At 33.7% G+C, this 14,481-nt stretch carries 10 protein-coding genes and 1 pseudogene; 8 read left to right on the top strand and 3 right to left on the bottom strand.

Going from position 1 to position 14,481, the window contains the following annotated elements; all coding sequences use genetic code 11:
• Positions 1 to 13 precede the first annotated feature (13 nt).
• The 6 genes and pseudogenes from B9T35_RS13725 to B9T35_RS13700 all read left to right on the top strand — a co-directional run bounded on the left by B9T35_RS13725 (position 14) and on the right by B9T35_RS13700 (position 8,372).
• Positions 14 to 1,615: a GMC family oxidoreductase gene (locus tag B9T35_RS13725; RefSeq protein WP_086191664.1), complete on the top strand. Its 1,602-nt coding sequence runs from the start codon at positions 14 to 16 to the stop codon at positions 1,613 to 1,615.
• 132 nt (positions 1,616 to 1,747) lie between these two features.
• Positions 1,748 to 3,154: an aldehyde dehydrogenase family protein gene (locus tag B9T35_RS13720; RefSeq protein ID WP_086191663.1), complete on the top strand. Its 1,407-nt coding sequence runs from the start codon at positions 1,748 to 1,750 to the stop codon at positions 3,152 to 3,154.
• A gap of 85 nt (positions 3,155 to 3,239) precedes the next feature.
• Positions 3,240 to 3,905 carry a helix-turn-helix transcriptional regulator gene (locus B9T35_RS13715; protein ID WP_086191711.1) on the top strand — a complete coding sequence of 222 codons (666 nt, stop codon included), beginning with the start codon at positions 3,240 to 3,242 and terminating at the stop codon, positions 3,903 to 3,905.
• Positions 3,906 to 3,984: 79 nt separating this feature from the next.
• Positions 3,985 to 6,270 carry a primary-amine oxidase gene (tynA, locus tag B9T35_RS13710; RefSeq protein WP_086191662.1) on the top strand — a complete coding sequence of 762 codons (2,286 nt, stop codon included), beginning with the start codon at positions 3,985 to 3,987 and terminating at the stop codon, positions 6,268 to 6,270.
• Positions 6,271 to 6,487: 217 nt separating this feature from the next.
• Complete coding sequence (locus B9T35_RS13705) at positions 6,488 to 7,408, top strand: alginate export family protein (RefSeq protein WP_171264285.1); 921 nt, start codon at positions 6,488 to 6,490, stop codon at positions 7,406 to 7,408.
• A pseudogene (locus B9T35_RS13700) lies at positions 7,390 to 8,372 on the top strand (SUMF1/EgtB/PvdO family nonheme iron enzyme). The gene B9T35_RS13705 and the pseudogene B9T35_RS13700 overlap by 19 nt, the downstream one beginning before the upstream one ends.
• 107 nt (positions 8,373 to 8,479) lie before the next feature.
• Here B9T35_RS13700 and dsbG read toward each other — a convergent pair.
• The 3 genes from dsbG to dsbD are packed head-to-tail and all read right to left on the bottom strand — an operon-like array spanning position 8,480 to position 12,098.
• Entirely contained in the window at positions 8,480 to 9,226 is a 747-nt protein-coding gene (dsbG, locus tag B9T35_RS13695) for a thiol:disulfide interchange protein DsbG (protein WP_086191660.1), read from the bottom strand.
• Positions 9,227 to 9,238: 12 nt separating this feature from the next.
• Positions 9,239 to 10,069, bottom strand: coding sequence for a TlpA disulfide reductase family protein (locus B9T35_RS13690; protein WP_086191659.1), 831 nt, complete (start codon positions 10,067 to 10,069; stop codon positions 9,239 to 9,241).
• Position 10,070: 1 nt separating this feature from the next.
• Complete coding sequence (dsbD, locus tag B9T35_RS13685; RefSeq protein WP_086191658.1) at positions 10,071 to 12,098, bottom strand: protein-disulfide reductase DsbD; 2,028 nt, start codon at positions 12,096 to 12,098, stop codon at positions 10,071 to 10,073.
• A 100-nt stretch (positions 12,099 to 12,198) separates the two neighbouring features.
• On the opposite strand from dsbD, the gene B9T35_RS13680 reads away from it, so the two are divergent.
• Both B9T35_RS13680 and B9T35_RS13675 read left to right on the top strand, forming a co-directional pair.
• Positions 12,199 to 12,873 (top strand): response regulator, encoded by a 675-nt coding sequence (locus B9T35_RS13680; protein WP_086191657.1) that lies wholly within the window; start codon positions 12,199 to 12,201, stop codon positions 12,871 to 12,873.
• Between the two features lie 9 nt (positions 12,874 to 12,882).
• The gene (locus B9T35_RS13675) at positions 12,883 to 14,256 is read left to right on the top strand and encodes a sensor histidine kinase (protein WP_086191656.1); all 1,374 of its coding nucleotides are present in this window, start codon (positions 12,883 to 12,885) and stop codon (positions 14,254 to 14,256) included.
• The last annotated feature ends 225 nt before the right edge of the window (positions 14,257 to 14,481 follow it).

The following is a 14,481-nucleotide window of genomic DNA, read 5'->3' as shown; positions in this document are numbered from 1 at the left end:
AAAGGATGAAGTAATGGATATACAGGAATATGACTATATTGTGTGTGGTGCAGGATCAGCAGGATGTGTAGTTGCAACACGGCTAATACAAGAAAATAAAGGCAGCGTATTATTACTCGAAGCAGGTGGGAATGACGATAATATTTTTATCAAAATGCCTGCTGGGCTATCTGAGGTCATTCCAACTAAAACATGGGATTACACTACTGAACCTGATTTAAATACAAATCAGCGTCGAATGACCTGTGCTCAAGGTAAGGTTTTAGGTGGCAGTAGCTCAGTAAACGGTATGATCTATATTCGAGGTCATCAAGAAGATTATGATTCATGGGCAAAAGATGACGGATGTGTAGGTTGGGATTTTGAATCTTTATTGCCTTATTTTAAAAAAGCAGAGAAAAATGAAAGTTTATCTGAGCCTTATCATGGCACTCAGGGGCCGCTATCTGTAAGTGAAAATCGTTATAGACATCCTTTAACACAAACTTTTATTAAAGCAGGTCAAGAGTTAGGTTTGCCTTATGTGAATGATTTTAATGGAAGTAAACAACAAGGTGTCGGGTTTTTCCAAACAACAACTCAGAATGGTGAGCGAGCAAGTGCTTCTCAGACCTATTTGAAATTAGTTCAGCAACATCCAAAACTAGCCTTAAAATTAAATGTATTGGTACATAAAGTACTTTTTGACAATAAAACTGCTTGTGCAATTGAATGTGAGATTGAGGGTAAAAAGCATATATTTAAAGCACGAAAACAAATTGTTCTTAGTGCAGGATCTATAGGTACACCTAAAATTTTAATGCTATCGGGAGTTGGTCCAGAAAAGCATTTAAAGGATTTCGGTATTGTTGTTTTACAAGATTTACCCGTAGGGAAAAACTATCATGATCATTTACATGTATCCATTAATGCAGAAACCAAACAGCCGATTTCTCTTTATGGTCAGGACTTAGGCCTTAAGAAAATTAAAAATGGGGCACAATGGATATTTACTCGCACAGGTGTTGTGTCATCAAACATTTTAGAGGGGGGAGCATTTATTGATACAAATCAAGAGGGTCGTCCTGATGTTCAAGCACATTTTTTACCTGGACTTGATACTTGGGATGATCCAGATGGATTAGGTAAGGGAAAGACACATGGAATTACTTTAAAAAATTGTTTTCTTCGTCCCAAATCTCGTGGTGAAATATTATTAAAGAGTACAAATCCAAATGATACTGTAAAAATCCAAGGTAATTTACTGAGTCATCCTGATGATGTCCAAGGTATGCTTCGAGCGACAAAATTTGGTCTTGATATGCTGAATATGCCGTCATTTAAGCAACAACTTGGCGATATTTTTTCTCCACCGGGAAAAATTCATCATGATGATCAAGCATTAATTGAATTTATTCGCAAAACGTGTAAAACGACATACCATCCTGTAGGAACATGCAGAATGGGTGCTGATAGTATGAATTCAGTGGTAAATTTGCAATTACAGGTACATGGTATTGAAAATTTAAGTGTCATAGATTGCTCAGTTTTTCCATCAATTCCAAGTGGCAATACCAATGCACCTACTATTGCTATTGCAGAAAAAGGTGTTGCTTTATTAATGCAACGAACATAGAAACTTATAGATTGTTCGATAGTTTAGTGAAAGTTAATTCTAAAAATCATCCTTTAGGATGAGTTTCATGAAAATAATCATAGATAGAATTCTATAGCGATAAAAGCATGAATAACATTAGGGAATAATTAGATGAATACTGCTTTATATATAAATGGTGAAAAAGCTCAGGGTTTAGGTGAACGTTTTAGTGTTCTAAACCCAGCGAATGAAAAAGAGATTATAAGTGTCGATGGTGCAACCGTTGAACAGGTCAATCAAACGATTCAAGACGCTTTAACTGCTTCTAAACAATGGAAAAATAGTTCTGACTCAAATGTTAATGGTTTTTTTACAAAAATTGCCGCAGATATTCGTAAAGAGTCGGATGAAATAGCACATTTAATTACCTTGGAGCAAGGTAAACCTTTGGGATTAGCGGAGTTTGAGGTTCAAGCTGGGGCAAGTTGGATTGAATACATTGCAAATTTAGAAATTCCAGTCGAAACGATTGAAGATCCTAGTGGGAAAAAAATAAAAGTATTCAATCGCCCTTTAGGTGTGGTTGCTTCTATTACACCTTGGAATTGGCCTTTTATGATCGCAATTTGGCATTTATTTCCTGCATTGAAGACTAAAAACTGTATTGTAAATAAACCATCTGAATACACACCACTGAGTACGGTAAAGTTGGTTGAAATAATTAATCGTCATTTACCAAAAGGTGTATGTAGCCTAGTGTTAGGAAAAGGTGATATTGGACAAGCATTAAGCGAACATCCAGATATTGCTAAAGTTACCTTTACAGGCTCTACTCGAACAGGCCAAAGTATTTTAAGTCACTCAGTAAATACTTTGAAAAGTGTTGTACTTGAACTAGGCGGGAATGATGTTGGAATTGTATTGGATGATATTGATATTGATTCGGTGGCAGAAAAAATTTTTGGTTCAGCATTTTTAAATATGGGGCAAACATGTGCTGCTTTAAAACGCCTTTATGTGCATGAAAAAATATTTGATAAGTTAACTAATAAATTGGTGGAAATAGCCAATGCTCAGGTTATAGGTGATGGATTAGACTCATCTACAACATTTGGGCCTGTACAAAACAAAATGCAATATCATAAAGTTAACATGTTGATTGATGATGCAATAGCACAAGGTGGTCAAGTTATTACAATAAGAAAACAATTTAAGGAATCTGGTTACTTTATTGCGCCAACTTTGGTCACAGATGTGCAAGAAGGTATAGCATTAGTAGATGAAGAGCAATTTGGTCCAGTATTACCTATTGTAAAATTCAGTGATATTGATGATGTTATTAAGCGTGCGAATAATACGCAGTTTGGATTGGGTGGTTCAGTTTGGAGCAAAGATATAGCAAAGGCTGAATATATTGCGAATCAGCTAGAATGTGGAACTGTCTGGATTAATAGCCATTCAGATTTATCACCAGCTGCAGTGTTTGGTGGGTGGAAGCTATCAGGATTAGGTTATTCATTTGGTTTAGATGGTTTATTATTATTTACGCATAAGCAAGCAATTCATATTACGCAATAATAGGAAAAAGCCTCTTATAGGATGTAAGAGGCTTTTTCTGGCTTATTTGTTGCATATAAAATTTCCAAAAGGAAGGTGGGAATTTATGTTAAATCAAAATTTTTTGACACAGTTTAGTCTTAACTTTGTTAAACAGGTTCAACGAGTTTTAGATATTGATGGTTACTTATTATATTCAATTGATAATATTAATTATACGCATAACTATCATTCATATAATATTTCAAAAAATTCTTTAGATGAATATTTGGGTGGTAAAATACAACAAGACCCTGTATGTTTCCGAAACTTTTATTCACATAGAAATACTCATGTTGAATTATTACATGAATATAACTGCAATGAAGAATATCAAGATTTTATGCAGAGATGGCAAATTCAGGACACTGCCGAAATTTTTTTTAGAAAGCGTAACGGTGAGCCAATAGCAGGGTTAAGTATAGTTCGAGAGAATAATAAAAAACAATTCACAGAACAGGATAAAAAACTATTTCAATCATTTTATTTTTTGTCTGAAAAATATTTTCAACACAATATGGATACTCTAGATAAGAGTTTGTTTATAGAGCAATATAGTTTGACAAAAAAAGAAATTGTGATTTTAGAAGAAATATTTAATGGTTTGGAAAATAGCTTTATTGCTGAAAAGTTAAATTGTAGTTTAGCAACAGTAAAAACACATATTCAGCATATCTATCAAAAAACTAATGTAAGAAATCGACAGGAGTTACTGTGTAATTTTTTAAAATAAATCATTCTTAAGGATGATTTATTATTTCTGCTATTCATTTAATTTAAATAAATAAGTTGGCTTAAATGGATATGACAGAATGCAATATAATGAAATCACGCAATCATTTAAAAAATGGTTAAGCATTAATTTAACAGTTGCAACAGCATTATTAAGTGTTAATCAGTATGCTTTAGCACATGGGCAAGCTGCAGAGATGGTTCCACTCTATCAAAATATGAGCGATTTTGGGGCTAATGTACAAAAAGATGAATTTGCTAATATTTATACAATTTCAAAAGGATCTTTAGTTGTTCGTGCAAAGCCAAATTCAGATAGTGTTCTGGTAAATGGTAAGCCATTAAAAGTGAGTGTACCTTTGGTCATCAAAGATGGTAAACCAATTGTGAGTAAAGAGTTTGCAAAGGAAGTATTTCAATCTGGTTTAGATCAAACTTTTAAAGTGGAAGCTGTACCTCATCCATTAAATGGTTTGACATCTCAAGAGATATCTACAACATTCGAAGTGATTTCAAAATCCAATTATGCATATAAAAATATGCGCTTTTCAGAAATTAAATTAAAAGAACCAGATAAAGAAAAAGTTTGGAATTTTTTCTTAAAAAATACGCCATATAAAGAGGATCGTATAGCTATTTTTACCTTACTGAAAGGTAAGCAAGTTATTGAAGGGGAAGTAGATCTTAAATCTCAGCAAGTTACACAATGGAATGTTCTAGATAATACACATGGCATGGTGTTATATGATGACATGGTCGCTGTACAAGAAATTGTTACTAAAGATATTAATTATAAAAAAGCCTTAGCTAAGCGCGGTGTTAAAGATATTTCAAAAGTCGTGACTACGCCTCTGACTGTGGGATTCTTTGGTGGTAAAGATGGTCTGGATCATGAGCTAAATGTATTAAAAGTAGTTTCTTATTTGGACACAGGTGATGGTAATTATTGGGCACATCCAATTGAAAATTTAGTTGCTGTTGTGGACTTAGACAATAAAAAAATTGTGAAATTAGAAGAGGGTGCAATTATTCCTGTTCCTATGGCACCTAATTCTATTTTACCTAAAAATGATAAAAAGCAATTTAAGTCGCTACAGATTGTTGAGCCAGAAGGTAAAAATTTCTCTATTACAGGTCAAACAATTCATTGGGGGCCATGGTGCTTTCATGTAGGTTTAGATTCGCGTGTAGGTTTGCAACTTTCTACGGTAACGTATAAAGACAAAGGGATAAAACGTAAAGTTATGTATGAAGGGAACTTGGGGGGGATGGTTGTTCCTTATGGTGATCCTGATATGGGGTGGTATTTTAAATCCTACTTAGACTCTGGTGAATATGGAATGGGAACATTAACCTCTTCAATTGAAAAGGGAGTTGATGCACCAGATAATGCTGTACTGCTTGATGCTGTAATTGCTGATTACATGGGTCAACCAAGAGTGATTCCGAATGCAATTGCTATTTTTGAACGTTATGCAGGGCCTGAATTTAAACATCAAGAGATGAACCAACCTAATATTAGTGTAGAACGTCGTGAGTTGGTGATTCGATGGATTAGTACAGTTGGAAACTATGACTATATTTTCGATTGGGTTTTAAATAATAACGGTATTATTGGTATTAATGCAGGTGCTACAGGGATTGAAGCTGTAAAAGGTGTTAAATCAAAAACGATGCATGATGCAACTGCTAAAGAAGACACACGTTATGGTACTTTAATTGATCATAATATTGTAGGAACAACACATCAACATATTTATAACTTCCGCTTGGATATGGATGTAGATGGCGAGAATAATAGTTTTATGGAATTAGATCCTATTGTAACTAAAAATGTGAGTGGTGGACCACGTTCAAGTGCAATGGAGGTCAAAGAGCGTATTGTAGATACAGAACAAGAGGCTGCACAAAAGTTTGATCCATCGACAATTCGACTACTATCGAATACCAATAAAGAAAATAAAATGGGTAACCCAATATCGTATCAAATTATTCCATTTGCTGGTGGTACTCATCCAATCGCAAAAGGGGCAAACTTCTCTAAAGATGAATGGTTGTTTAAGCGTCTAAGTTTTATGGATAAACAAATTTGGGTTACAAAATATGATATTAATGAAAAATTCCCTGAAGGTAAATATTCAAATCGTTCGATGACAGATACAGGCTTAGGGCAGTTTGTTGCGAATAATGACAATATTAATAATAAAGATTTAGTCGTTTGGATGACGACAGGAACAACACATGTTGCACGAGCTGAAGAATGGCCAATTATGCCAACAGAATGGGTATATACCATGTTAAAACCATGGAATTTCTTTGATAGTACTCCAACTTTAAAATTGACTGACGATAAGGATCATCATTAATTAGTAAAAAAGATGAGATTAATATCATGGTATTAATCTCATTTCATTAATAATTTTTAAATAAGTCTAAATTTATGCCATTTATTTTTTTAAAAGCATATATTTATTAATATATTAATTTTAAATAGGTTTTAAATTATAGGTTGTTTTTTATTATTTTTATTAATACATTAATTAAATTGTTAAAATATAGAACAAGGATGTTGTGTTAATGATAATGGAAAAAATTTCACTAGGTTTATGCTTAATTTTTTTCTTAGAAAATATTTATGCTCAAAGAGTTATACCCGATGATTTAGGTGGTCCTAGATTTATAGCATGGAATAATGATTATCAATATTTAAGTGGTTTTGATAATAAACAGAATACTTGGTCTGAAAACCTAAATTATATTGGATTAGGTTCAAATCCAGAAAATTATTTAACTATTGGGGGAGAAGGTCGTTGGATGTATGAGTATTTAAATCATGCTTCAGCAAATTTAAATCCTAATGATCGTAATGAATCAGTTGCGCAACGACTAAGATTTTTTGAAGATTTGCATTTTAACAAAAACTTTAGATTATTTTTAGAGCTTGGCGATAATTGGGCATTTGATGCTGAAGTGCCTACACCAGCAAATTATGATGCTTTTGATATTCAAAAATTATTTTTTGATTATCGATTTAATTTAACAGATGACATTAATTTTAGCTTTAGACCAGGTCGTTTTGTGATGCCATTGGGGAGTAAAATTATAGTATCGACCCGTGATGGTAGTAATGTTCAATATAATTATGATGGTCTAAGAGCATGGCTTAACTACAAAGATCATGTCAAAGTTGATTTATTTGATGATAAGACTGATCAAAATCTTGAATTAAAAGGTATTTATGTAAACTCTAAATTAGATAATCAGAGATTAAGTCAACCTCAATTAGACGTATATTATTTTGATATGCATCATGATCAACGGATGTTAACAAATACATTTGTAGAGCAAAACCGGAAAAGTATAGGTGCTCGGTTATTTGGTCGTCACAAAAGTTTTAATTATGACCTCGAATATATTCAACAATTTGGTAAATATGGTGATCAAGACATTGATGCTTATGCAGTTTTTTCTAATTTTGGTTATACATTCAAGCAAAATTATTAAGTTATTTAGCTTTATCTGGGTGTAGTCAAAATAAAGAACATCAAATTCAAGAAGCATCAGCAAGATACGATAAATTGGGTAGTTTGAAATTATGTCAACGTTATACAGGTTTACCTTCTGAATGGTTAAAGAATAAAAAAGCAGGAATGATTTTAATTGAAGGAAGCGATTATGAGATTGGTAATAATCAGGCGTATGCTGAAGAAAAATCTTTAATAAATAGCCAACGTCATGTTGATGACTTTTACATTGATAAAACTGAGGTGACCAATGCACAGTTTGAATCTTTTATTAAGGCAACAAATTATATCACTGAAGCAGAGCAACAAGGTGAAGCTGCTATTTTTGAAAAACCAATTAATGTTGTAAAAGAGTTAGGGTGGTGGAAATTAGAAAAGGATGTTTTCTGGAGATTTCCATGGGGAATTAGTGCGCAAAGAAAAATTTTACCGAATGAAGCTGTTCGGTTTATTACTTTAAAAGATGCCATTGCTTATGCAGATTGGCTAGGTCATGAAATACCAACAGAAGAACAATGGGAGTTTGCTGCTAAAGGATTTGGTCAAGAACGTGATGTAAAAGCGATGAATAATGGTATTCATATTAATGCTAATGTCTGGCAAGGTCATTCCCTTACAAAAATGAAGTAAAAGATGGTTTTGAAGATGTTGCTCCAGTAGGTTGCTATCAAGCAAATCCTTTTGGTTTATATGACATGATTGGTAATGTATGGGAATATACCAGTTCTCCCTTTTTAGGTAGTCATGATGACCATTTAGGGAATCATGGGCAACTTGGGAATATTAATAATATTTCTAATAATTACACCATTAAAGGGGGTTCATATTTGTGTGCAGATAATTATTGTGCGCGATATCGTGCAACAGCGAGACAATCACAGGAAGCCAATCTTGCGATGAGTCATGTTGGTTTTAGAACTGTTTACAAAGCTAGAAAAGAATAGATCTATGAAGAAATTATAATTTCATTTTATGAGAAATTTTTGCATGAGTACGTAGATTTTTTGAATATAAAAATGGTATGAAATAAATTTCATACCATTTTATATTTTTAATCCAATAACTTTTTAATATCTTTCGGTGCACCTTGTTGGCTCTGTATCACACCATGAGCATCTTTCCAAACCATTGCAGGTGTGGCATAAAAACCATATTTATCCATTAGCTTGGTATTGGCATCAAGTTGCTCAGAAAGTTTTTTAGGAATATTCTGCATTTCTTTCACTTTAGATTTACCATCAGCTAAATTATATTGTTTAAATACTTCTTTCGGGTCTGAAGAGTTTAAAATCGTTGCAGCTTGTCCTTTACTACTTGGGCGAATCACGCCCACCATAATATGTTTTAATTGAACTTTGCCTGACTCGACCAGAGGACGAGCTTGTTTCCAAAAAGTATGGCAATAAGGACAGTTCGGATCATTAAACACATAAATAATTTTAGGTGCTTGAGCATCACCATCCTGAATCCATGTTGAATTTTCTAAACTCTTCCAAATCTCATCTAAAACAGCGCCTTTAACATGGGTATTAATCGCTTGTTCAGTTAAATTTTTGCCTTCTTTATCCATTAAATCACCAACAATATAATATTTTTGGTCTTTAGAGATAAATACAGTAGAAGGATATTCCTCTTTATAGCCCGTCCAACCAATCAGCCCTTCAGGTGCATCTATCTGTTTTACAAAGGTGTAGCCTTCTTTTTCTAATTTGTCTTTAATTAGATTTGTGTCGGCAAAAATAGATGTGCTAAGCAACAAACCAAGTGAGTAAATGCTGAGAGTTTTTAAATTAAACAATGCTATTGCTCCTTATTCTACAAATAATTTTTTAACTTTTTGATCTAAAACAGCATGATTAATTTCACCCATATGGGTATCGATTAATTTACCACTTGCATCAAAAAATAATGTACTTGGCAAACCATACATGCCTGTAGATTGTGCAGTTAAACCTTCGGGATCAAGTAAAACATGATGTAAATGAAGTTGGTTGTTGAGCATATATTGCTGAATGGTAGATGTGTCTTCGCCTTGGTTAATAAAGATAAATTGAACATCTTTATATGCAGTTTGTGCTTGATTCAATACAGGCATTTCACGATGACAAGGTGGACACCAACTTGCCCATAAATTGATTACTGTGGGTTTTCCTACAAATTGTGTCAATTTCACCGACTGTTGGTTTAAATTATTGAGTTGAACCTGAGGAAATTGTTGATATTGCTGTTGTACGTGTTTAAAAATACTCAAGCCAATTGCATTGGCGATTATAAAAATAGCAAAGCACAGGGTTAAAAATATTTTTGAAAGTGATTTATTTTTCAAAATAATCCACAACGACCCTGCAATTACACCAATATAAAACTGAAAGCCTTTGTCTTGAATTTTTAAAATATCTACAGGATGTTGTAAATAGCTATCCAAATTCAGTAAAACGAATCCAATTCGTGCAAAAAGCAAAGCAATCAGAATTGCAGTCCAAATTGAATCTTTGAATTGATTCCATTGTTCAGCTTGAACGTGGTATTTCTGTTTAAAAAGACCTGCAATGAATACTACTATGATAAGGCTAAACAAAGGGGTAACAATACCCCAAGGTAGCATAATAGGTCCAAGATGAATGGCTTGAGGCGTAAACATCTTATTGAGCTGCTTTATTTAATTGTTGCATCAATTGGTTTGCAGAGAATGTTCCCGTAAAGCGTAATTGGCGAATTTCTTGAGCATTTTCATCTAAAAACAACATGGTCGGTGGCCCTAAAATTTCACGTTCTTTTAGAATTAAATCTTGTGAAGCATTATATTCAGTCAGATCTAATTTAATTAAAGTGAAATCTTTCAGTGCTTGTTGTACGTCAGTACGCGGGAAGACTTCTTTTTCAATCGGCTGACAAGCCACACACCAATCCGCATAGACATCAATAATGATGGGTTGATGTAATTGTTTCGCCTGTTCCAAAGCTTGCTGAAGCTGTTCAGCAGTGCTCACTTTTGTCCAAATGAGATGTTCAGTCTGAGAGTGATGTACTTGGTAAGCAGAAATACTTTGTTTGATATTCCAAGCACCAGCCGTAAGGCTAATCAGTGCGATAATAACGAAGATGATTTTATTTGAGTTTTTCGCTGTATCTCGAAGAATTTTAAATAAGTAGCCCGCAAGTACGATACAAAGAATCGCTAAAAGTGCTGAGTAAAGTACAGATGAAATCATAGGACGGATGAAATATACCGCCATCATTAACATCACAAAGCCAAAGCTAATTTTGAGTCGATCCATCCATACGCCAGGTTTAGGCAAGAAGCGTGAACCGAAAACACTTGCAATAAAGAGTGGTAAACCGATGCCTAAACCGAGAATGAATAAATATAATCCACCTAAGAAAGCACTGTGCATTTGAGAAACAAAGAGCAATGCGCCTGCAAGCGGAGCACTCATACATGGTCCTACAATCAGCGCAGATAAAGCACCCATCACAGCAGCACCTAAAATTGTGCCACCTTTTTGTTTATCTTGTAAATTTCCTAATTTTTGTACTAAGGATTGTGGTAAAGACAGTTGATATAAGCCAAATAAATTCAGTGCCAAAACAACAAATAAAATGGCAAATAAAGAAACCACAATGGGGCTTTGGAACCATCTTTGGAAGCTATAGCCAATTTCAGCGACAACAATCCCCATGATGCTATAAACAATCGCCATGCTAATGACAAAACTCAGAGCAATGACAATGGTTTTATAACCTGTTGCTCGTTGTACAATAATTCCTGAAAGAATCGGAATCAGGGGTAATGAGCAAGGTAAAAATGCAAGAAGAATACCCAGTACAAAGAAAATAAAGAGATTGAAAAATAGAGAATCTTTGGATAAAAGTTTAAAAAATGATTGATCATCATTCCATTGTAATGACGTTGTATCGTCTTTTACAGCACTCTTTGAAAGATTAGTATCATTCGTTATCGGACTACTAATGGATGATGAATCAATCGCTGAATCCGTTTTTACTTCAAGAGAAGGAAGGTCTTCTGAAGTATTCTTAAGTTCAGTTTGTGGATTTGAAATTGAAATTTTTGCTTTTTGATCTGTATTGAGATTTATCGCTAAATCAACTTTATCGTCTTTTTTTGCATTGAGTAAATTGGTTTGGGAAGTTGTATTCGGATTAGATGAATTTGCACTTAAATTAGAATCGAAAGAAGCGTTATTAGAACGATTTGATTGTAATAAGCCTTTATTCATACCTGAGTTTTGCGGAAATAATCCATCTGCATCCGTATGAATGGTTGTACGTTGCATGGGATAGCACAAACCATCTTCCGCACAACCTTGCCAAAACACTTGATAATTTGTATTCGGCTTGACTTTAATAGTGGCAAGGACTTGGTTGTAATGTACATCGGTCACCCCAAAAGTTGGGTCATTTTTTTCATGCCCTTTGGGTAAGTCAATTTTAATCGGAGCATTATTGACGGTGACTTTGAATTGGTCGTGATAGAGATAATAATGGGGTGCGATACTCCATTTTAATTTTGCCTCTTGACTACTCATCGACTCAGCTGAAAATTGAAAAGCTTGATCTGGTGGTAAAAAGCCTTCATTCGCAAAACTTGGCGAACTCAAACTGATAATAGACAAAAAGCATAAGCTTAATAAGGCACGCAAATGTATCATTCCCAATATATTCCTTTCCCCATTATTATCCATAGAACTAGATTAAGGGAACATTAACTGTTGTTTTTCTTTGTAAGATATTCAACTTTAGGGAGCGCTTATGTTTATTTTATTGGTTGAAGATGATCCTTTTATCGCAAAAAGTATTCGTTTAGCACTCGAACATCTAAAGTTTTCGATTGAGCATGTGAGTACTGCTAAAGAAGCAGATTATTTTGTTAAAAATTCTGCTGTTGATTTATGCCTGTTAGATTTAGGTTTGCCAGATCAAGATGGATTGGAATTATTAAAAACATGGCGTGAGCAAAAAATAGGGTTGCCTGTTTTAGTCCTTACAGCACGAAATCAAACCCAACAATGTGTGGATGCTTTGAATTGTGGTGCAGATGATTATCTAACCAAGCCATTTGAATTAACCGAATTAATTGCACGTATTCATGCTTTAGGGCGACGTCACCGAGGTTATGCATCAAATCTGCTTGAATTGGCGGATATTCAATTAGATAAAGCATCGCAGAAAGTATATTTCAAAAACAATGAATTGATTTTATCTCGCCGTGAATATGCCTTACTTGAAATTTTTATGTTGCATCCTAATCAAGTCCTGAAAAACGATATTTTGATCGATAAAGTATATGGATTTCAGGACAATATTGAGAGTAATGCGTTAAATGTGCATGTCTTTCATTTACGCCAAAAAATTGGTGCAGAGTTAATACAAACGATACGTGGTGTGGGCTATATTTTTCATGCAACTCCAGTGCACAAAAGTTAGGTAGATATAGTGAAAAATTATAGTCTGAAATGGCGACTTGTCTTCAGTATTACTTGTGCATTTATTCTAGTATGGGCAGTTGCATTTGCATGGCTATATTTTAATTTAGAAAAGAAGATGACCGAAACTTTAGATGAAAGATTATCTGCATCTACACAAATGGTGGCACGTCTTTTAAGTCAGATTCCACCCAGTCAATTGGTTCAAACCGCAGTTCCTATTGTTTCGGAGCTGAATCAACAAAATTTAATTGCATGTGAAGTTTCCTTTTTTAGTTCAGACATTGTTGTAAATCAACAAGTCGTGGCACGCACGAAGGGAGCACCTGATAGCTTAGCCACTCGTGAAGAAGGTTTTAGTACATGGGTTGAAAATGGTGTTGCGTGGAGAAGTTATGCTTTTAAAAAGGATCAACTTCAAGTTGTTGCCGCAGAGAAAATTCAACTTCGAGAATCACTACTTACCGAAATTTTAAAATCTATTTTATATCCGCTTATTTTGACATTAATACTCTGTGTGGCTCTAATTTTATGGATTATCAAAGTTGAGTTTCGACCTATTGAAAAAATAACATTGTCTTTAATTCAAGATGAACATCAGCCGAAATTGTCTTTAGATAATTTATCACAGCTTGAGCTGACAACTATTCCTAAGGAAATCCAACCTTTTATTGAAAATATTTTGCAATTGGTAACACGCTTACATGAAAGTTTAGAGAATGAAAAAAACTTTAGTGCCTATGCCGCACATGAGTTAAGAAGCCCTTTAACTGCAATTAAAACCAATGTGCAATTAGGGAAAATGATTGCAGAGCAAAAATCCGATCATAAAGAGGTCGTTGATTGTTTAAGTGATGCAGAAAGTAGCATTATTCGTTATCAAAACCTGCTTGAACAATTACTTCTTTTAAGTCAATCAGAACATCAAATTAGTGAACATAAACAAATAGTCGATTTAAAGAAAATTGTTCAAGTTGTTATAAGCCAACTAAATAATGAGTACCAAAATATTAATGATAAAATACAGGTGCAGTGGAATTCATTAACAACCGTTGAATTTTCAGATGATGCCATGCACATCGTCCTAAAAAATATAATAGAAAATAGTCTAAAACATTCACAGACTAAGCAATCAATTCACATCTATCAACAAAATCAACAACTTTATATTCAAGATTTTGGTATTGGCTTAAATGAACAAGATTTAGAAATAGCTACAACACGATTTTGGCGTAAAACAGCTTTAAACCAAGGACATGGTTTAGGTTTATCATTGTCAAAGATTTTATTACAACAATATGGATATCAATTAATTTTAAAGTCCGAAGGGAATCAAGGGTTAATTGTGATTTTAGATTTTAAAAATTTTAAGCCAGATGTTTAGTATCAAATGGGTGTGATTTCTTCTTCTTCTTCTTCTTCTTCTTTATCTTTAACATCATTGTATTTAAAAATTTAATCACTTATTTCAAAATGCAGTGATGTATTTATAAGGAAAGCAGTATTCATAAATTGAGGTTAAATATAGTGATACCGTTTATTTTTGAGCGACTGAGTGTAAATGGAGAGAGCGTTAAGTTGATTCATTTCTTTAACTTGAAATTGTAAC

This window comes from Acinetobacter sp. ANC 3832 (assembly GCF_002135415.1).
GTDB lineage: Bacteria > Pseudomonadota > Gammaproteobacteria > Pseudomonadales > Moraxellaceae > Acinetobacter.
This window is presented reverse-complemented; position numbering and strand designations above follow the sequence as displayed.

Coding starts and splice junctions, on each gene's coding strand:
- B9T35_RS13725 (WP_086191664.1), top strand. CDS start 14: ATGGATATACAGGAATATGACTATATTGTGTGTGGTGCAGGATCAGCA.
- B9T35_RS13720 (WP_086191663.1), top strand. CDS start 1,748: ATGAATACTGCTTTATATATAAATGGTGAAAAAGCTCAGGGTTTAGGT.
- B9T35_RS13715 (WP_086191711.1), top strand. CDS start 3,240: ATGTTAAATCAAAATTTTTTGACACAGTTTAGTCTTAACTTTGTTAAA.
- tynA (WP_086191662.1), top strand. CDS start 3,985: ATGCAATATAATGAAATCACGCAATCATTTAAAAAATGGTTAAGCATT.
- B9T35_RS13705 (WP_171264285.1), top strand. CDS start 6,488: ATGGAAAAAATTTCACTAGGTTTATGCTTAATTTTTTTCTTAGAAAAT.
- B9T35_RS13690 (WP_086191659.1), bottom strand. CDS start 10,069: ATGTTTACGCCTCAAGCCATTCATCTTGGACCTATTATGCTACCTTGG.
- dsbD (WP_086191658.1), bottom strand. CDS start 12,098: ATGATACATTTGCGTGCCTTATTAAGCTTATGCTTTTTGTCTATTATC.
- B9T35_RS13680 (WP_086191657.1), top strand. CDS start 12,199: ATGTTTATTTTATTGGTTGAAGATGATCCTTTTATCGCAAAAAGTATT.